General features: G+C 43.8%; 16 protein-coding genes and 1 pseudogene. 1 reads left to right on the top strand and 16 read right to left on the bottom strand.

Features of this window, described 5'->3' with window-relative positions:
* Window positions 1–23 precede the first annotated feature (23 nt).
* The 14 genes and pseudogenes from trxA to LI126_RS08940 all read right to left on the bottom strand — a co-directional run bounded on the left by trxA (window position 24) and on the right by LI126_RS08940 (window position 14,543).
* Window positions 24–332: a thioredoxin gene (gene trxA / locus LI126_RS09005; RefSeq protein ID WP_055173049.1), complete on the bottom strand. Its 309-nt coding sequence runs from the start codon at window positions 330–332 to the stop codon at window positions 24–26.
* A gap of 212 nt (window positions 333–544) precedes the next feature.
* A complete protein-coding gene (gene purD / locus LI126_RS09000; RefSeq protein ID WP_227165234.1) occupies window positions 545–1,816 on the bottom strand; it encodes a phosphoribosylamine--glycine ligase in 1,272 nt (423 codons plus the stop codon).
* A 13-nt stretch (window positions 1,817–1,829) separates the two neighbouring features.
* Window positions 1,830–2,456: a phosphoribosylglycinamide formyltransferase gene (gene purN, locus LI126_RS08995; protein ID WP_015527956.1), complete on the bottom strand. Its 627-nt coding sequence runs from the start codon at window positions 2,454–2,456 to the stop codon at window positions 1,830–1,832.
* Window positions 2,450–3,475 (bottom strand): phosphoribosylformylglycinamidine cyclo-ligase, encoded by a 1,026-nt coding sequence (gene purM / locus LI126_RS08990; RefSeq protein ID WP_020435867.1) that lies wholly within the window; start codon window positions 3,473–3,475, stop codon window positions 2,450–2,452. Before purM ends, purN begins: the two co-directional genes overlap by 7 nt.
* A gap of 32 nt (window positions 3,476–3,507) precedes the next feature.
* Window positions 3,508–4,020 carry a 5-(carboxyamino)imidazole ribonucleotide mutase gene (gene purE / locus LI126_RS08985; RefSeq protein WP_015527958.1) on the bottom strand — a complete coding sequence of 171 codons (513 nt, stop codon included), beginning with the start codon at window positions 4,018–4,020 and terminating at the stop codon, window positions 3,508–3,510.
* 124 nt (window positions 4,021–4,144) lie between these two features.
* The gene (locus LI126_RS08980) at window positions 4,145–6,250 is read right to left on the bottom strand and encodes an aminopeptidase (protein WP_227165233.1); all 2,106 of its coding nucleotides are present in this window, start codon (window positions 6,248–6,250) and stop codon (window positions 4,145–4,147) included.
* Window positions 6,247–6,636, bottom strand: coding sequence for a DUF6142 family protein (locus tag LI126_RS08975; protein WP_055173056.1), 390 nt, complete (start codon window positions 6,634–6,636; stop codon window positions 6,247–6,249). The genes LI126_RS08980 and LI126_RS08975 overlap by 4 nt, the downstream gene beginning before the upstream one ends.
* Entirely contained in the window at window positions 6,605–7,054 is a 450-nt protein-coding gene (locus LI126_RS08970) for a VanZ family protein (RefSeq protein ID WP_442919971.1), read from the bottom strand. The genes LI126_RS08975 and LI126_RS08970 overlap by 32 nt, the downstream gene beginning before the upstream one ends.
* 124 nt (window positions 7,055–7,178) lie before the next feature.
* The gene (locus LI126_RS08965) at window positions 7,179–7,328 is read right to left on the bottom strand and encodes a hypothetical protein (protein ID WP_020435871.1); all 150 of its coding nucleotides are present in this window, start codon (window positions 7,326–7,328) and stop codon (window positions 7,179–7,181) included.
* A gap of 14 nt (window positions 7,329–7,342) precedes the next feature.
* On the bottom strand, window positions 7,343–8,023 hold the full coding sequence (gene pyrE / locus LI126_RS08960) for an orotate phosphoribosyltransferase (protein WP_020435872.1): 681 nt from the start codon (window positions 8,021–8,023) through the stop codon (window positions 7,343–7,345).
* 251 nt (window positions 8,024–8,274) lie between these two features.
* A pseudogene (locus LI126_RS08955) lies at window positions 8,275–8,598 on the bottom strand (FGGY family carbohydrate kinase); the annotation flags it as partial.
* 235 nt (window positions 8,599–8,833) lie between these two features.
* The gene (locus tag LI126_RS08950; RefSeq protein WP_020436139.1) at window positions 8,834–9,577 is read right to left on the bottom strand and encodes an SDR family NAD(P)-dependent oxidoreductase; all 744 of its coding nucleotides are present in this window, start codon (window positions 9,575–9,577) and stop codon (window positions 8,834–8,836) included.
* A 49-nt stretch (window positions 9,578–9,626) separates the two neighbouring features.
* Entirely contained in the window at window positions 9,627–13,103 is a 3,477-nt protein-coding gene (gene baiCD / locus LI126_RS08945; RefSeq protein ID WP_226865705.1) for a bile acid Fe-S flavoenzyme BaiCD, read from the bottom strand.
* Window positions 13,104–13,214: 111 nt separating this feature from the next.
* Complete coding sequence (locus LI126_RS08940) at window positions 13,215–14,543, bottom strand: GH36-type glycosyl hydrolase domain-containing protein (RefSeq protein ID WP_442919969.1); 1,329 nt, start codon at window positions 14,541–14,543, stop codon at window positions 13,215–13,217.
* Window positions 14,544–14,546: 3 nt separating this feature from the next.
* Between LI126_RS08940 and LI126_RS16310 the strand changes: the two genes are divergently transcribed.
* Window positions 14,547–15,017, top strand: coding sequence for a helix-turn-helix transcriptional regulator (locus LI126_RS16310; protein WP_117498679.1), 471 nt, complete (start codon window positions 14,547–14,549; stop codon window positions 15,015–15,017).
* Window positions 15,018–15,066: 49 nt separating this feature from the next.
* On the opposite strand, the gene LI126_RS08930 is transcribed toward LI126_RS16310, so the two are convergent.
* Together LI126_RS08930 and LI126_RS08925 are read right to left on the bottom strand one after the other, a co-directional pair.
* On the bottom strand, window positions 15,067–16,467 hold the full coding sequence (locus LI126_RS08930; protein WP_117498681.1) for an MFS transporter: 1,401 nt from the start codon (window positions 16,465–16,467) through the stop codon (window positions 15,067–15,069).
* Window positions 16,468–16,566: 99 nt separating this feature from the next.
* Window positions 16,567–19,314 carry an alpha-L-rhamnosidase gene (locus tag LI126_RS08925; protein ID WP_055160745.1) on the bottom strand — a complete coding sequence of 916 codons (2,748 nt, stop codon included), beginning with the start codon at window positions 19,312–19,314 and terminating at the stop codon, window positions 16,567–16,569.
* Window positions 19,315–19,349 lie beyond the last annotated feature (35 nt).

Genomic DNA, 19,349 nt, shown 5'->3' with positions numbered 1-19,349 from the left:
TCCTTTCTTCTATTATCGCAAATTTATTTCACAAGGTCAACCAGTGCTGTCTTAGGAATCGCACCAATCTGTCTTCCGCTCTCTTCACCACCTTTAAATGCGATGAAAGTCGGAATACTCATCACTCTGTATTTCTGTGCAATGTCGATATTCTCATCAATGTTGATATGGCATACCTTTACATCACTGAGTTCTTCTGAAAGAGCTTCTACGATTGGAGCCATCATCTTACATGGTCCACACCAGTCTGCATAAAAATCAACGAGTACCGGCTGCTGTGCCTGAAGTACTTCCTGCTCAAAATTGTCTGTTGTAAGTTTTACTACTGCCATCTTTATATCCTCCTTATAGATGTTATATCTTTTATCTGTAACTGAACAGTTACCTTTTTCCTTTGTTACAACCCTAGTATAGCACATATTTTTTATTTTTCTGTGATAAAATCACAAAGAAACCGACAGTTTGGATTTTTCCTCCCTGCCGGTTTCCTTCCTTACTTCTTATATCGTTTTATCTTATTGCAACCAGGTCTGCGACCCTTTATTTATGCTTCATCGATTGCCTTACCGATATCATGTCTCATGTATTTATTCTTAAAGTTTACCCACTCTGTTGCTGCATATGCATTCGCACGGGCTTCTTTCAGATTTTTTCCCTTCGCTGTCACGCCAAGAACACGTCCGCCGTTTGTCACGATCTGATCTCCGTTGAATTTTGTTCCTGCATGGAAGCAGTAATATCCTTCGTGCTTCTTGAACTCTTCCAGTCCTGTGATTGGGAAGCCTTTCTCGTAGCTTACCGGATATCCTTCGGATGCGAGTACGACACAGACTGCTGCATTGTCTTCAAACTGAAGATCAACCTGATCCAGTGTTCCGTCGATACATGCTTCCATAACTTCAAGGATATCATTCTTCATACGAGGAAGTACAACCTGAGCTTCCGGATCTCCAAAACGAGCGTTGTATTCAAGAACCTTCGGTCCGTCTTCTGTCAGCATCAATCCAAAGAAGATAACTCCCTTGAACGGACGTCCTTCTGCTGCCATTGCATCTACCGTTGCCTGGTAAACATATTTCTCACAGAATTCTTCTACTTCTTTTGTATAGAACGGGCTTGGAGAAAATGTTCCCATACCGCCTGTATTAAGTCCTGTATCTCCATCTCCGGCACGCTTATGATCCTGCGCACTTGTCATTGTCTTGATTGTCTTTCCATCAACAAAAGAAAGTACGGAAACCTCGCGGCCTGTCATAAATTCCTCAATGACCATCTCATTTCCGGCTGTACCAAACTTCTTATCCAGCATGATCTCTTTCACGCCTGCTTTTGCTTCTTCCAGATCCTTACAGATCAGAACACCTTTTCCGAGTGCAAGTCCATCTGCTTTCAAAACAATCGGGAACTTCGCTGTCTCAAGATAAGCAACTGCTGCTTTTGGATCTGTAAAGTTCTCATAAGCTGCTGTTGGAATATTATATTTCTTCATCAGGTCTTTGGAAAATGCTTTAGATCCCTCAAGAATCGCTGCATTCTTCTTCGGTCCAAATGTGCGGATTCCTGCTTCTTCAAGAACATCTACAAGACCGCCTACCAGCGGATCATCCATTCCTACGATACAAAGATCAATCGCATTCTCTTTTGCGAAATCTCTTAATTTATCAAATTCCATAGCGCCGATCGGTACACACTGCGCATACTCAGCGATTCCGGCATTTCCCGGAGCACAAAAGATTTTGTCTGCTCTTGGGCTCTTTGCCACGCTTGCTGCGATTGCATGCTCTCTTCCGCCGCTTCCTACGATCAATACGTTCATAGTCTCTGCCTCCTTACTCGGTAACGATTGTACGATGTCCTTCTACTTCAACCTTTCCGTTCGCGATCAGATCGATTGCATGTGGAAGGATCTTCCATTCAGCCTGTTCCATCACTCTGCGCTGAAGCACTTCCGGGGTATCTCCATTGTGTACTTCTACAGCCTTCTGCAAGATGATCGGGCCTGTATCAGTTCCTTCATCTACGAAATGTACTGTTGCACCAACTACTTTCACACCGCGCTCCAAAGCTGCCTCGTGTACTTTCAATCCATAATAACCTGTTCCACAGAAAGATGGAATCAGAGATGGATGAATGTTGATGATCCGGTTCTTATACTTCTTGATCATCTCCGGCGGGATTACCACAAGGTAACCTGCCAGCACGATCAGATCCGGTTCATATGCATCCACAGCCTTTAAAAGTTCCTGATTGAACACTTCTCTTGACTCGTAGTCCTTCGGAGAAATGCATTTCGCATCGATTCCATTTTCTTTGGCACGTGTCAGTGCATAGGCATTCTTATTATTGCTGATCACGCCCACAAGTTCTGTGTTCGTGATCATTCCATTCTTTACGCTGTCGATGATTGCCTGAAGGTTTGTTCCGCCTCCTGACACCATACTTAAGACTCTTAACATAAAGTCACTCCCTTTTCGCCAGCCTCGATCTTGCCGACTACATATGGCTGATCTCCTGCTTCACGAATTGCATCCATTGTCTTATCAACGTCTGCCGGATCAACAGCGAGAACCATTCCAAGTCCCATGTTAAATGTGTTGTACATCATCTGCTCTTCGATTTCGCCCTCTTTTGCAAGTTTTGCAAAGATTGGTGGAATCGGGTAGCTGTCTTTTTCTACAACTGCATGAGTTCCTTCTTTGAGCATACGCGGAATGTTCTCATAGAATCCGCCACCTGTGATATGGCTGCATGCTTTTACCGTAACACCTGCATTTTTGATGCTTTTAAGTGCTTTTACATAGATTCTTGTCGGAGCAAGAAGTGCCTCTCCAAGAGTAGTTCCAAGATCATCATAATAAGTATCTAAAGATTCTTTTGTAATATCAAATACTTTTCTTACAAGTGAAAATCCGTTGCTGTGAACACCTGTAGAAGCCATTCCGATCAGAACATCTCCGGCTGCAAGATTCTCTCCTGTGATCATATCTTTCTTATCGCAAACACCAACTGCGAATCCCGCAAGATCATATTCATCTTCCGGCATAAGTCCCGGATGCTCTGCTGTCTCTCCACCGATCAGAGCTGCATCGGACTGCTTACATCCTTCTGCAACACCTTTTACGATTGCAGCGATCTTCTCCGGATAATTCTTTCCACATGCAATATAATCCAGGAAGAAGAGTGGCTCTCCACCTGCACATGCAATATCGTTCACGCACATAGCAACAGCATCGATTCCGATTGTGTCATGCTTATCCATTACCATAGCAAGTTTTACCTTTGTTCCGCATCCGTCTGTACCGGAAAGAAGAACAGGTTCTTCCATCTCTTTGATCTTCGCAAGAGAGAAAGCTCCTGAGAATCCGCCAAGTCCTCCGAGAACTTCTGCGCGCATTGTCTCTTTTACATATTCTTTCATTAATTCCACTGATTTGTAACCGGCTTCAATATCTACACCTGATGTCTTGTAATCCATCGTAAATCTCCTTTTCTTTCGAATCGTAATATTTATTTATTGTTGAGATATTCCTCATAACCAACTTCTGCAAGTCTGTCTGCTTTTGCCTGTACCGTATCTTTCATCTCTGCAGAATAAGCTTTCAGTTTCTCTAAAAGCTCCGGATCTGACATTGCAAGCATCTTTGCTGCAAGAATTGCCGCATTCATACCGCCGTCGATTGCAACTGTAGCAACCGGGATTCCAGGTGGCATCTGAACGATTGAATAAAGTGCGTCCATACCCTCCAGATTCTTTCCTGACATTGGGATACCAATTACCGGCATTGGGAAAAGTGCTGCGCACATTCCCGGCAGATGTGCTGCCATACCTGCTCCTGCAATAATTACTTTGATTCCCTTTCCTTCAGCTGCCTTTGCCCAGTCAAAGAAGACATCCGGCATACGGTGTGCTGAAATGATCGTCATCTCATAATCGATTCCAAACTTCTCCAGTGTGGCTGCTGCCTTACTCATCACCTTCAGATCTGAGTCGCTGCCCATGACAATTCCTACTTTTGGCATATCATTTCCTCCTCAGTGGTATACTGTTTTCCTTCTCTTGGAAAACTTTGTTTATTTATTATCCATACTTATGAAAGATTCCATTTAATCATCTATTAACTATCCAATTACCTATAGGATTTCCTTAAAATCCCGCTTTATCCAAAGGCTCATTAAGTACCTCTGTTCCCGGCAATACGAATCTTCCGTCCTCTAATAGTATAATGTCTTTTCCCTCGTTTGTCACTACACTTATTTCTTCTAACTCTTTATAAGGCACGGTTATATCTGTATGACAGTTAAAGTATGCTTTTGATACATCTTCCTTACGAAGAAGAGAACAGGAATTATCTTTCGCCACAATTTCCTTTCCATTCGGATTGTAGACTCTGATTTCCTCGCTCCAGGAATAACATGTATCTCCTACTGCAAAATGCGGTCCTGTCTTCTCTGCGATCAGAATCGGCATCTTATCTTCTATATTAAATTTCTTTGCTGTCACATATGCAGTCGTATTTGTTCCAATTGCGAACTCACCAAGCGGAAGAGTCTCATGATTCTTCAACACATTATCGTAAATGTATTTCTTATTCTGTGCTTCATCCTCAAAGTTCGTACATGTATAGTCGGTGATCTTTCCATCCTGAAATGTCAGCTTCAGATTCTCATACTGAAGTCCGTCCAGATATACCTTGCTTACATGAAGTATGCCGTTCGTCCCTTCCAGAACCGGTGATGTAAATACTTCTCCGACAGGAATATTCACATCTGCCACACAATTTTCGAAGATTGTCTCCTTCTGTGCGTCTTTCAGATGATATAACTGTACTGTAATATCTGTCTGGTTTTCTCCTTTTCCTCTTACATGTACACAAGTTCCCTGATCTAACGCATCGATCATTGTCTGCTGCACTTTTTCATAAAGCTTCGCGTCTAATGTATTGATCTTGATCACTTCATCAAAGATCTTTGCATAATCTGCCCCAATCTCCGGCACCGGATAAGCAACAATCGTGAAACTTCTTTCCTCACCCTTGATATACTCATTCGTGATCTGTCCTGATCTGCTGCTAAAGAGAAGATCCAGTTCTCTCTGCGCCTCATCATATGCCGGTGCTGTTTCTTTCGCTTCCGGTGAAAATGGAGTCTCACCGAATATCTCCATTACTGCCGGTCCTGCAACACCTGCTGCCATCTCCTTATTCTGTTCGAAAACAGTCTTCATCACCTCAAGCTTACGTTCTACATAACGCTTATCCATAAAGAGTGCCTGGTCCTGTCTATGATCATACTCATACTGCTGATTCGCGATCGCACCGTAATATCCAATCTTGTGGTGCTCTCTCTTCGTGATCACGCTGGAGGCAGCACGGTAAATAACCGGCTTTAATCCCATCTTACGGAAGTTCTCGATTGCAAGGCAGATCACCTTTTCAAATCCAAGGCTGTAACGGATATTTACAATCGATTTCTTTGACAGATCTTTTCCAGTATTAATAAAACCAACCCGATATCCTTCCGTATATACATCTGCCATCTTCTGCAGTGTCTCCTGTGGCAGATTTCTCAGATGATGAGCTGTTCCAAGTTCATTCTTGGAAATGTACTCACCGAATTCATACAGATAATCATCTTCATCAAGATCTGCCTTCTCAATGATCTGTACTGCAAAATCCGCTGACGGATCCATCTGCTCCAGAATTCGGTCTGCATAAAACACATCGCAGTAATCGCTTGCATACCAATACAGAATCTCCTTGATCTGCTCCGGCTTTGGAACTGGATTCTCTTCCTCACTCATTCCCTCGAAACAGGTATAGACTTCGAGAAACAACTCATAGAGGATTGTCAGATAATCCTTGCGCTGTTCAAACACATACGGAATTCCTGCTCTGATTTCCGTGTACAACAAACTTAAAAGCTGTCCCATCTCCTGCCCCAATTTTTCACAGGCATAGTCTTGATTGGCATAGCTTGTCTGATATTTCTCTCCTATAATATCACTATAAAGAATCCTGTTCAGGCTACGCTTTTCTTCAAGACTTAAGCTGTCCCAGCTTCCATCTTCTAGCTTTTTTCGTGTATTCTCTAACTCAAGCAGAAACAAGGTACAATCCTGAAAGTAAGAAATATATGCTGCATTCACTGTTTCTTCTATCACGATCGTGCGCAGACGCTCAACTGCCAGTTCGTGACGCTGTGTGCACTGTTCATTTTTCTCCTTCTGTAACTCACTTAACTTTCCGATCATAAGCTCAGACCTCCAACAAAAATTCCAAGGAAGCACAAGATCTGCACAATACCGATCCCGATTCCACATTTGCAGGAAAGATATTTTCTATCCTGCTCCTCAAATCCTTCTATTGCATTCCAGATTCCATAGATATCAATCATTAAAGAAAGGATTGCAATCCCTCCGACAATTCCGGCTGCCTTTCCTCTCGTCAGGAATGCATATCCGACACATCCCAGCAAGATAGCAAGTGACCATCCGGTCAACCAGCAGGAGATCACACCTCTTCTTGACTGCAGATACGCTGCTTTCCCATATTTCTTTGATTGATTACTCTTTCGTTCCTTTTCTTTCTTCTGATTTTTTTCTCTTTCATCGTTTTTCTTTTCTTTTTTTCCGATCATTTCTTCTCCTTAGTAGATTACAAACTACAAAAACTATATATCCAAGTACACCGCCGATTGTATTCAGCAGAATATCGTCCACATCAAAGCATCCCACTTTCGTGATCAGCTGCATTAACTCTACACAAAGAGTCAGACAAAAACTCCAAAATAACGTTTTAAAAAAGCTTCTTCTTTTTCCTGCCATTGCAGAAAAGTAACCAACTGGCATGAAAATCAGAATATTTCCAAATAAATTTGAGAACACCGCAAATGTTCCCAGCTGATGTCTGTATTGAATAAATCTCTTAATCTCTTTGAATAGCACCAGATTGTAATGGTATTCATCCATTACGCCTTCCCTGCCGTACCAGTCTGACAAGAACAGAAAGTAGACAAGGAAGATAATATATAATATAAACAGGATCTTTCCAAGCATCCTGACTCTCTTCGCTTCTTTTTTTGTCAATTTCTTACACCTTCATAGAAAAAGAAAGCCCCCTCTGCCGGTTCACTTCGGACGTAACTACTCACACTGAACAAGCTACGAGGGGACTTTCTTTTTAAAATGTTATATTATTTTTATGTTTTAACAGACTGGCTCCATTGATAATAGAAATAATTCCTACCGTAACTCCTGTAACAAGCAGGATTATTCCGATTGCAATGTTACCTGCTCCACTGTTTCTCATTACACGATACGCTTTTTCCAAAACACCAGGCCTCCTTATTTTGCTCCATATTTCTCATAATATGCATCGATCGCTGCTTTTAATTCATCATCGATCACTACTTTTCCGTCACATTCCTTGTTGTAAAGGCACTCTACAACATCTTCCATTGTAACGATCGCTGCTGTCTCAAATCCATAGAGATCTTTCACTTCGTCAAGTGCGCACTTCTCTCCGCCTTTTCCTACTTCCATACGGTTTAAGGATACCATAAGTCCAACGATTGTAACATCAGCAGCATCTTTTACTTTCGGAACTGTCTCTTCCATAGATTTACCGGATGTTGTAACATCCTCGATCATGATCACGCGGTCTCCATCTTTCAGCTTACTTCCAAGGAAGCTTCCTTTATCTGCGCCATGATCTTTCTCTTCCTTACGGTCTGAGCAGTAACGTACTTCTTTTCCATATAATTCACTGTATGCGATTGCTGTTACAACTCCGAGCGGGATTCCTTTGTACGCCGGTCCAAACAGTACATCAAAGTCATCTCCATATGTCTCGTGAATTGCTCTTGCGTAATACTCTCCGAGTTTCTTTAACTGGGATCCTGTTACATATGCTCCTGCATTCATGAAAAATGGGGATTTTCTTCCGCTTTTCAGTGTGAAATCTCCAAACTTCAATACATCACAGTCTACCATAAATTCTATAAATTCCTTCTTATATGCTTCCATTTTATCTTAAAACCTCCTGTTTATAAGGCTTTCACGCCTTTACCTAATTCTTTACCATTAAGGGATTTACCCATTTGTGCCTCCTTCCTAAGTGTAGAATAGGAAGGATTCCAAATATCGTCTTTATTCTACCATAAAACCTTACAATTATCAATCCGTTTTAAATGACCATAGCACAGGTGCGCTCTATTCTCCCGACCTTTCGGAAGTGATTCTTTGCAATAAGCTTCCCTCCTACAATCAGGCATTCCTTCATCCATTCCTGTGGTTCTTGCATCTCGGTACGCCACTGCATCCCCGATTCTTCCACCATTCTTGTCAAGCAGCACAAAATCCACCGCCCAGGTATCAATTCCCATGCTCTCCGGAATTTTACCAAGGCTGGCACACTTTTTCATTCCGATTTTGATTTCTTCAAAAAGTGTATCCACATCCCAAATTTTGTGTCCGTTCTTCTCCGTCATCCCATTGTAGAAACGGTGAACCTCTTCCAATACCATTCTGTCCTCTTCCATGTGCGTAAGCATATGCCTGCCGCTGGAAGCCCCAATATCTACTGCGAGAAAGTATTTCATTGCTGTCTCCTTTCATTCGTTCCTTCTCTTCTCCTTGTTATAGCTATATGATACGAATTTTTACACAGCAAAAAAAGACACTCCTTTGTAAAAAAAGTGTCCTTTTTTGCACTGGTGATGACTCAGCCTGTTCCATCTGTTGAAGAATCCAACAGATTCGCAAGGATTATCTGTGTAAGAAAATAAGTCGCCGCCACCCGCATTTTACTTTTTCTATCTATTCTACTTTGAAAACTTAGCAGATTGTTGCACCATCCACAGCTAAAATTTCTCCTGACACATAACTTGCAAGTTCACTTGCGAGAAAGAGGCATGCATTTGCCACATCTTCCGGTTCTCCGATTCTTCCGAGAGGAATCGTTGCAATAAGCGGCTGAATTTCTTCCTCCGGGAGTGCTGCCACCATATCTGTTCTGGTAATTCCAGGTGCAACTGCATTGACACGGATTCCATATTGTCCCAGTTCTCTTGCAAGAGAGATTGTCAGACCGTTTACCCCGAATTTGCTAGTAGGATAAGCCACTCCGCCTGGCTGCCCGTACTTACTTACCATAGAACTTGTGTTGATAATGCAGCCTCCGCCCTGCTCCTTCATCAGTTCTACCGATGGCTGAATTGCGTTAAATACTGCGTTTACATTCAGATTGATTATTTCCTGAAAATGCTCTGGATTGCAATCTATCGTCATCATACTGTCAGATACACCCGCATTATTTACAAGAATATCAATCTTTCCGTATTTCCTGTGAATTGCCTGGATTTCGTCTGCCACTTCTTTTGCGTCTGTCAGACTCGGGCAGGCACCGGATACTTCCCATTCCGGATTTTCTTCCTTTAAGGATGCCAGTGCCTTATCTACTGTCTCCTGCCGGGAACCGAATAATATGACCTTTGCACCATTCTCCAGATATTTTTTCACAATGGCATACCCGATTCCGCGTGTACCTCCAGTTACTACTGCTATTTTTCCTTTCAGCATAATATTTCTCCTATCTTCGCTGCTTTCTTCTATTTTCCTTCCACTTATTTTACTGTAAATTCAATTTTTTCTTTAATTCATTTGCAATATCATATCCACTGAATTCCATCGGAATCACATAGTCTTCATCATCGCCGTGAAGCGGAGTCCATACCTGTGCATAGAACGGATTTACTTTTGCGATATTTCCATACTGCCACTCATGTGCCAGACATTCCGGGCACCAGTGTCCACCCTGAAGAACTGCATTCACAGACATCATAAACTCATGTCCGTCTGCGCATTTCCACTTAATCGGGGTGTAGATATCTGCCGGTGCTTTCTCTTCCAGACATTCACCGCCACGGAAAGCAGCCGCTTTCTTCAAATCCTCAATATCCAGATTTTCAAGCCCTTTTTCTTCATCGTAGCCGTGATCCAGATAGGTTACCTCTTCACTTGGATGGAAGAGTTCATAACCTTCATCCCAGCTCTTGATTGCGTCTCGTTTTTCCCTGGAACCGAAGAATGCCTTAATCCAGTCTTCCTTATTGTTTTCCAAAGCCCAGTATGTTCCGCCCTCTTTGTGACCGATTTCAATATTATGTTCCTTCATCTGTTCGGCAGTTGGGAACATTGCTCTGATCATCGGATTTGCTGCCATTCTGCGCATCTCGTCTACCACACCGCCCCAGTACTCATCTGCCGGGATACAGCGGAAATGCAAAATGTCATCCAGATCTTTTCCGTCTGAGAAATAATGTCCATGGAAATTGTACTGTGCGATCATGTTTGCATCAAACAAATCCTTGAGAGTAATTCCAAATGGTTCCATCAGCATGTCAGTCTGTTCCCAGGCAGTCAGACGATATCCTTCTCCACTGCTTAAGTTGTATGCCTTTCTCCAGAATGATTCCGGAACCCAGTCTTCGCAGACATTTGCCATACAGATACCGGACTCAATGGATGTACTCCACTCCAGTACACAGTTTGGCGGCTGATGAAAGATGATTGGTTCCTCGCCTGCGCTCTCATTGCTTGGATACTGCCCTGTCTGACGGATGGATACCCAGTGTTTCAGTCCGGATTCATAAACTGCCAGTTCAGAGAACACTTTGGACAGTGCATAATAATCAAAAATAGAAGGATTGATCGGGTCACCGACTCTTCCCCAGTGAATCGGATATGTACGTGTGCCGGTTTCAGCTACTGTTCCGACATATACAAAATGTACCTTATCCGGGTCCGGCTGTTCCTTGATTGCCTTGATGATACTGAGGGTGGAACCAATATTGGTATACAATGTCTTTTCAGGATACTTGTCCGCTGCCGGTGACACCATTGCACCGATATGGAGAACATAATCCGCTCCGTCTACCAGCTTCTTGATGTCCTCATAGTTTCCGAGGTCTCCCCATACCACTTCCAGATTCGGAGCTGCAAATTTTTTCATTTTTTCTCTATTTACTTCAGAAGGTCTTGCAAATGCACGGATTTTGAAGCGATTCCCCCTAGGTAAGAGCTGTTTCAGAGTCTCCTGTCCCATCGTACCTGTCACTCCTGTAACCGCCACGATTTTCTGTGGTTTTGTCACATCTGCATGTACCTGCGGATCGTCAAATGTCAATGCTGCATCAAACGCTTCCCTGACTGCATTCAATGCTCTTCTTGCCATGGCGGCATCTCCGATCACCATATAACCTGCACCGATTGCCCGTGCGCCCTCTTCAATCTCTTTTCCACATCTGGCTCTGGAACCGATTGCCATCACTGCGTAATCACAAGGGTACTCTACTTCTGCTCCATCCTTCTGTCCGACAACCTTTCCTTCTTTAATAGCAGTTACGGTTACTTCTGTAACGGCTTCAATTCCTGCCAGAGCAATACTTTCCATCACACAGGCTTTCCTTGCCATACCCATATCCGCACAGTATTCCTTCATCATTTCCAGATCCGTAACCTTACATCCTCGCTCTGCCAGATATTCGGCTACTTCCATACCGACCATACCGCCGCCGATGACAACCACATTTCCGCTGACGTTCACCTTTCCGTTCAGGACATCGTGCGAATTTACCACACACGCAAGGTCTGCTCCCGGGATTCCCGGAATCAAAGGTTCTGCGCCGATTGCATTGAATACGGTATGCGGTTTGATTTCTGCAATCAATTCTTTTGTTACCGGTGTATTCAGACGGATATCTGCTCCCAGACGTTCTGCCTTTTTACCCATAGCAATTACGGCTTCTTTCATCTCTGCCTTTCTCGGAGCTTCTCCTGCTGTCAAAAACTGTCCGCCAACTTTATCTGACGCTTCACATATGATGGCTTTATGTCCTCGCTGCCGGAGGATAATTGCGGCCTCCAGTCCTGCGATTCCGCCACCGGCAATCAATACGGTTTCCGGCTTTTCTGTTCTGGTGATTTTACATTCTGCTTCTCTTCCGACTGCCGGATTTCTGAGACAGGTAATCTGCGGACAGTTCTCATCTGCGAATCCGTCCAGGCATCCCTGATCACAGCCCACGCAGTAATCAATGTCTTCCACATTTCCTGCTTTTGCCTTATTACAGAACTGGGAATCTGCAAGCTGCGCACGGCCCATGACAACCATATCCACCTTATCTTCTTCCAGTATCTGCTCGGCAAGTTCTGCTGTATTGATACGTCCTACACCAATCGTCAGCATTCCGGTTTCTTTGCGGATACGTGCCGCATTGTCAATATTGAATCCTCTCGGTATATCAATTGGCGGAACTTCGTATTTTGTTGCCGCTGAAATAATATTACCTCTGGATACATCCAAAACATCAACGCCTGCTTCACCGGCAAGCTTACAAAATTCAATGACTTCCTCAATCGTCAGGCCGCCTTCCAGATAATCATCATGGGCATCAATTCGCATGAATAACGGCATATCTTCCGGAATATTTTCCCGGATTGCCCGGATACACTCCAATGGGAACTTTGCACGGTTCTCGAAGCTTCCTCCGTACTCATCCGTTCGGAAGTTGATACCACCCGACAGGAATGAATGCGGCAGATAATTATGTGCACAGTGAAATTCCACACAGTCAAATCCTGCTTCTACCGCTCTTGCCGCCGCTTTTCCGAAACATGTCACTACTTCCTTGATTTCTTCAATGGTAGCTCCCGGAAGTGTAATCTCCTCGCTAAACGGTGTATCGCATGCCATCAGTATCTGTGCTGTCTGGTCTGAACCTACTGCAAGAGAGCCCTGCCATAACTGAAGACCTGCTTTTCCGCCTTCCGCATGAATCGCATCCGTCAGTTCTTTCAGCCCCGGAATGTATTCGTCTTCACTGATTGACAGAAACCCTCTCGGAGCACTTGGCGTATGTACACTGCAGACTTCTACAATATTCAGCGCACTTCCGCCCTTGACTCTCTCCACATGGTAGTTGATATGCGTCGGTGTCACATAACTTGCCTGTCCTGAGAACTTTGTTCCCATTGCAGGCATAACGATACGGTGCTTCAATTCCATGCCTCGAATTTTGATTGGGGTAAATAGTTTTTCAAACATCTTCCTTCCTCCTTGTTTTTCTTGACTTTATCTATAATTTATCAAAAAATAAATTGTATTTATTTTAATTTTGATTATAATATTATAAATTTGTCCAATCTGTAACCTTTTTTATCGGAGTACAACTTTCACCTCATGTCTGCTGCCATCTGCAAAATCCGGCAGCCTATTTCCCTCAATCTGCACACCATCCACGGAAACTATCGGTTTTCCAGACTCTATGTGCTGCGGATTCTCAATTATGATATGATAGTCCGCATTCCGAAAATGTCTTGTCATTTCTGCGCGATTCCATTCTGCCGGAAAACAAGGGCTGATTTCCAGTCCGTCATATCTGCGTTTTACTCCCATGATTCCTTCATATAGTCCATTCATACACCAGGCTGAAGTTCCGGCTGTCCAGGACCAGTATGACTTTCCGTAATATTTCGGATGTGTGGAATAACAGTTTGTAAATACATATGGTTCCGCCCCGGATTGTGTGGACGGATTTTTCTCACTGTCCGGCATAATCTTTTTAAGCGTACTGACCGCTTTGGTTGCCCTCCCCAGTTTGCAGTCCATCAGTATTTTAAATCCCGTTGCATGGCAATATACTCCGCCGTTTTCAAACAGCCCCGGCAGCATTCCCGACATTCGTCCAACATTCGGAGAATATTTCTCATACGGCGGCATATTCAGAGGGAAACCGAAATCATGTTCCATACTGTCAACCGCAGTCAGAAGCTTCGGAAGCTTTTCTTCATCTACCACGTCTCCCAAAACTGCCCATGTCTGGGCGTTCAGATAGATTTTACTGCCTTCACTTGTTCTGGAACCAATGTTTTCCTTCTTACTGAGTGCCCGCATATACCATTCACCATCCCAGGCTTTCTCATTAATAGTCTTTCTCATGGTATCATATTCTTTTTTCAGAAATTCTGCATAATCAGTCTCCCCGATTTTTTCCATAAGCAGCTTCAGTTCTCTGAAAGCAAGACAGAACTGATGAGAAAGCATGACTGATTCCGCTTCCGGATCGGTTGTGATATTCAGCGCATCATTCCAGTCTGCAAAATAAATCCGACTCAGCCCATTTCTTCCCTTATCCCGGATAAGACAGTCTGCGGCTGCTTTTAAGTGCTCCACTACAGCCGCAGCACCGCCATCCTGCCACTCAATCTTCTTTTGCAGAATCGTGTAATCTCCCGTTTCCTTAATAAGCTCACACACAGCCCAGATAATCCAGAATGGCTGATCTGAATATCTGGTATCATCATATGGATACCAGGTCAGCACTGCATGTCCGTCCTGAAACTGATGCCGCAGGCATTCCAGAATTTCATCCTTTGCCTTATCCTGACGATAATTCAGAAGAGCCACCGCAATCTGCAGATTATCCCGCACTCCTTTCTTTCCTACGATGCAGCAGTCAATCTGTTTCTTTAACCACTGATTCATAATATGATTGATTTTTTCGTCCGGTGTAGTAACGGAAAGAGAATTATATTTTCCGAAATTATACTTCTGTGCACACTCAAATGCTTTCTCTGTCCTCTCAGGTTTCGCATATGCTTCAGAAACACCTCTCGTCTCATCAAGAGATTCACTCACCCCAAATACCACTCCGGCATGAATTATATCAGAAGTCATACGAATGAACCGATTCATATGGACGATGTTGCCGCACAGATTGACCGCAGCACTTCCTATGTAACCAAAATGTTCAAATCCGAGCTCGGAATCAATCCGGGTGCCTATATCAATCGCTGCAAACTGGAAGAAGCAAAAAGTCTTCTGACCTATACTGAAAAAAGCCTGTCTGAAATAAGCAACTATCTTTGCTATTCCAGTCAGGCTCACTTTCAGACTGCTTTTAAAAAGCAATATGGTATGACTCCAATGCAATATCGGGATAAAACGCGCCAAATGTAACTTCTAAAAATTTAATTTCAGCTTGTACGTAAAAACGAAGTTCTCCATATTACAATGTCTGTGCTTTTCTTTTTGCAATTTCTTCTTTCATTGCAGGAAGTGTTTTTTCCAGATCAAACTTGCTTACAAGAATAAACATAATAACAAATATCACTAACGGTGTTACAATAGCGAATCCGTAAATTGCCATTTTTGTAGCTGCCGGCGCTACAGTCTGTGTAGCATCATAGCCGACTGCTGCAAGGAACCAGCCGATGATAGATGTTCCGAGTCCGCTTCCCACTTTACCGCCAAAGCTGGATGCACTGTTGGAGGTTGCTACCATTCTTACACCATATTTATATTCATTATAATCAATTGACATTGCCGTCATAACTCCAACCAGACACATCATCGGAATGGTTGCAAATGTTGTAATACTTCCGAACAATGCGTAGCAGAAAAAGATGTCTTTTGTGAAGAGAAGCAGTATATTTGCTCCTGCACCCATTGCAAAGCTCACCAGCAGCGTTTTCACAACACCAAGTTTCTTAATCATCGGTCCTACAAGTATAAATCCTAACAGGGTCGGAATCATTCCGATTCCTCCGAGAACGCCGACCAGGTTGTCATTGCCGAAAATCCATTTACAGTAATATACTCCCGCACCCGATGCAAGACCATATATAATGCATGAGAGCAGATTCACCACAAGAACAATCACCCAGTATTTGTTGTGGAACAGCTTTCCAAGCGCTTCCTTAAACGGAATCACTTCTTCATCCTCTTCTTTCGCTTCTACTGCCGCTCCTGCCTCTGTTGCTGTCTCACGGCTTGTTGCATAACAAATCAAGGCTGCCAGTATTACAATAATTCCCATGATAAAGCCAAATTTAATCCATGCGTTCTGATTTCCGCCCAGTGCATTCGTAATCGGAATCATACAGATTGCAAATATCATACCTGCCACATAACCGGTCGCTGCTCTCCATGTTCCCATGATGCCTCGTTCTTCCTGGCTGTTCGTACGAACGGTCATAAGCGAATTATAAGGGATTGCCATTGCCGTATATAATACTGCTGTCAGAAGAATGTTCGTTATTGTCACGTAAATTATCTGTCCCACATCTCCTATTTTCGGCACCGTAAACATCAGAACCATTACAATACCTGCCGGAATTCCCGCTTTCAAAAGCCACGGACGATATTTTTCTTTTCCCGGTTTTGTATGGTCAATGATATTTCCCATAATCAGGTCTGTAAATGCGTCAATAATCTTACAGACAATAAACATTGTTGCAATCGCCCCGGCAGCCATACCAACCTTATCCGTATAGAAGTATGTAAGCTGTCCTACCAGTGTGGACATCGCATTCAATGCGAACTGTCCCGTAGCGTCTCCGAAGTAATCCTTCACGCGCATTACTTTCTGAACGCCGAATTTGTCCTTTCCTAATGGTTTTTTACTCATTGTGTTCCTCCTTCATTTCGTATCACATTTTTTCTTGATATCCTGTAAGCTTAAAATATCACATTCCTAATTGTACGTATTTTAATTTTAGCTTATTTTTTATAATTTTGAATTTGCAGCGTTCAGCGCATCAATGACTGCCAGATACATTGGCTTTGCCTGCGCATCCTGCATAAGCAGATCGGATATGGTCATGGACAATGCAAACTTAATCAGCGGGTCTTCCAGCATTCCCGGCACCATTTCTTCAAACATACTGCGGCCAAGTTCTTCGGCGACCAACTCTCCGAGTGTTGACTCCAACGAATATTTCTCGAATTTCAGATTGGTATCCGTCTTGTACTCGTAATGATATCTGCCGGAACCAACCGTAAATTCCGCTTCTTTCTCCGGAAGCTGGATAACTGCCGTTGTATTCGCCGGAATCTGCACGTCCACGCAGATTTTTCCTTCTCTGCAGCTCCATGCACTTACGATTGTTCCATATATGGATTCATAAGTTGCGGACACCTCTGTCATTCCCTTTGTCAGCGTCGGCTGAATCCGTATTTTCTTATATCCCGGTTCCATACAGCGTATTCCTGCAACTTTTTCGTACAGCCAGCTTCCAATCGAACCGTACGCATAATGGTTCAGGGAGTTCATACCTGATTCGTCAAAATCCCCATTTGGCAGAATGGAATTCCAACGCTCCCAGATTGTCGTTGCGCCTTTCTTTACTGCATAGAGCCAGCCCGGAAAATCCTCTTTCATAAAGATCTCATCCGCCAACCCATGAAGACCGTTTTCTGACAAACAATGACACAGATACGGTGTACCCACAAAACCTGTCGTCAGATGATTATGGTGTGCCCCGATATTCAACTCCAATGTCTCCAAAATACGATCACGAAATTCCGGTTTTATCAAGTCAAAGTACAGCATCAGCACACAGGCTGTCTGTGTCTCGCTGACCATTCGTCCGCTTCTTGTCACGTATTCCACATGAATGGCTTCTACTATTTCTTCATATAAGTCACCGTATGCTTTTGCTTCCTCTGCATACCCCAATGCATCCGCAGCATCCCGCACAATCCTGGTCGAATATGCGTAATAAGCATTTGCCACCAGATATTTGTCCGTTCCGCCTGTCCGGTCGGTGCTTCCGGATTCTATGTCCAGTGCCAGCCAGTCTCCATACTGGAATCCACTCTGCCACAATCCGTTTTTCGAGACTCTCGCATGTATATAATCCACCCAGTTCTTCATCATCGGGAATTGCTCCGCAAGCATCTCTTTATCCCCGTAAACCTTATAAATCGTCCACGGAATGATTGTCGCAGCATCGCTCCATGCCGCTGCTCCCGCCTGATTTCCGAGAATATTCGGAACAACATGAGGTACGCCCCACTCCGGATTGGTCTCTGCCGCCATATCCCGCAGCCATTTTCGGAAAAATAGTGCTGTGTGAAAATTGTAGGAGGCTGTACCACAGAATACCTGTGCATCTCCGGTCCAGCCCAACCGTTCATCTCTCTGTGGGCAGTCTGTCGGAACATCGAGGAAGTTGCCTCTCTGTCCCCACTGTATATTACTCTGCAGTTGGTTAACCAACGTGTTGTCGGATGTGAATGTTCCTGTCGGCTGCATGTCTGTGTGCATTGCACATGCCGTAAAATCCGATGCCTCTGTTTCCGTTCCTGCGCCTTCCACACAAATATAACGGAATCCGTGGAAAGTGAAGTGCGGCATCACAAGCATTCCCACCTGCTTTTCTCCGTATATAAATGTATCTGTACATCTTGCCGTCCGCAGATTCTCTGTATAAAAGTTTCCATCTTTATCCAGTGTTTCTGCATATCGAATAACTAATCTGTCTTCCATAAGTTTTGGAAGTCGTATTTCTACCAGTCCTGCCATATTCTGTCCGAAATCAAACACCAATTCTCCTTTTGGAGTCACGATCCTTTCCTTTACATCAAACCGTTTCGTTACCCGGACCGGCTCGGATTCCTGCGCCACAATCTGCCCGATATCATCCGTATGTTCAAACAGAACTGCCTTTCCCACCTGCCTTCTTTCTTTTGTATAATCCTGTATCTCACCGTGATAAATCTCGGAAAACAGAATTTCTCCTGTTTCCACATGCCAGTCCGTATCAGTGCCGATGCAGATAGTTTCCCCGTCTTCGTACTCGATACGCACCATTGCCAGCAAAGCCGTTCTGTCGCCGTAAATATTCGGTCTTGCATCAAACCCGAGTTCTCCCTTATACCACCCGTTTCCTACAGTAACCGTAATCTCATTATCTTTTTCCAGGAGTTCCGTAATATCATAAGTCTGATACTGCAGTCGGTGATGATAAGATGTCCAGCCCGGAGCCATGAACAAGTCTCCTGTTTTCCTTCCGTTAATAAGTGCCTCATATACACCACAGGCGGTCGCATACAGCCTTGCTCTCTTCACCGGTCTGTCCAGAGAAAAGCTGCGGACAAATACCGGACATGCAGTCTCTTCAGCCGGAAGTGTATGGGTAATCCATTTTGCATTCCAGTTTTCTTCTCTCATCAAACCGGTTTCAAAGTTTCCTGTCACCTGTCCCAGCTCTCCGCAATTATCCCATACACTGACCTGCACCTGATAAACAGTCATCTCTTTCAATGCAGCACCCTTATATGGCACCAGAACGGATTGGTCGCTTTCCACCCGGCCACTGTCCCACATAAGCTGGCCTCCGCTGACAACCTGAATCTGGTAGCTTGTCTGCACAACATCCTGCTTTTCACTCTCCAGCTTCCATGAGAAACGTGGTTTCTCATCGATTCCTATCGGATTTTTTCTGTATTCTATTGTCAAATCACGAATCATATACATTTCCTCTCTTTCTTTTTGTTTTTCTGATT

The sequence above is a fragment of the Mediterraneibacter sp. 210702-DFI.5.30 genome (genome assembly GCF_020560115.1).
Classification (GTDB): domain Bacteria; phylum Bacillota; class Clostridia; order Lachnospirales; family Lachnospiraceae; genus Mediterraneibacter; species Mediterraneibacter faecis.
The sequence above is the reverse complement of the archived record's forward strand: the minus strand, read 5'-3'. Positions and strand labels throughout refer to the sequence as shown.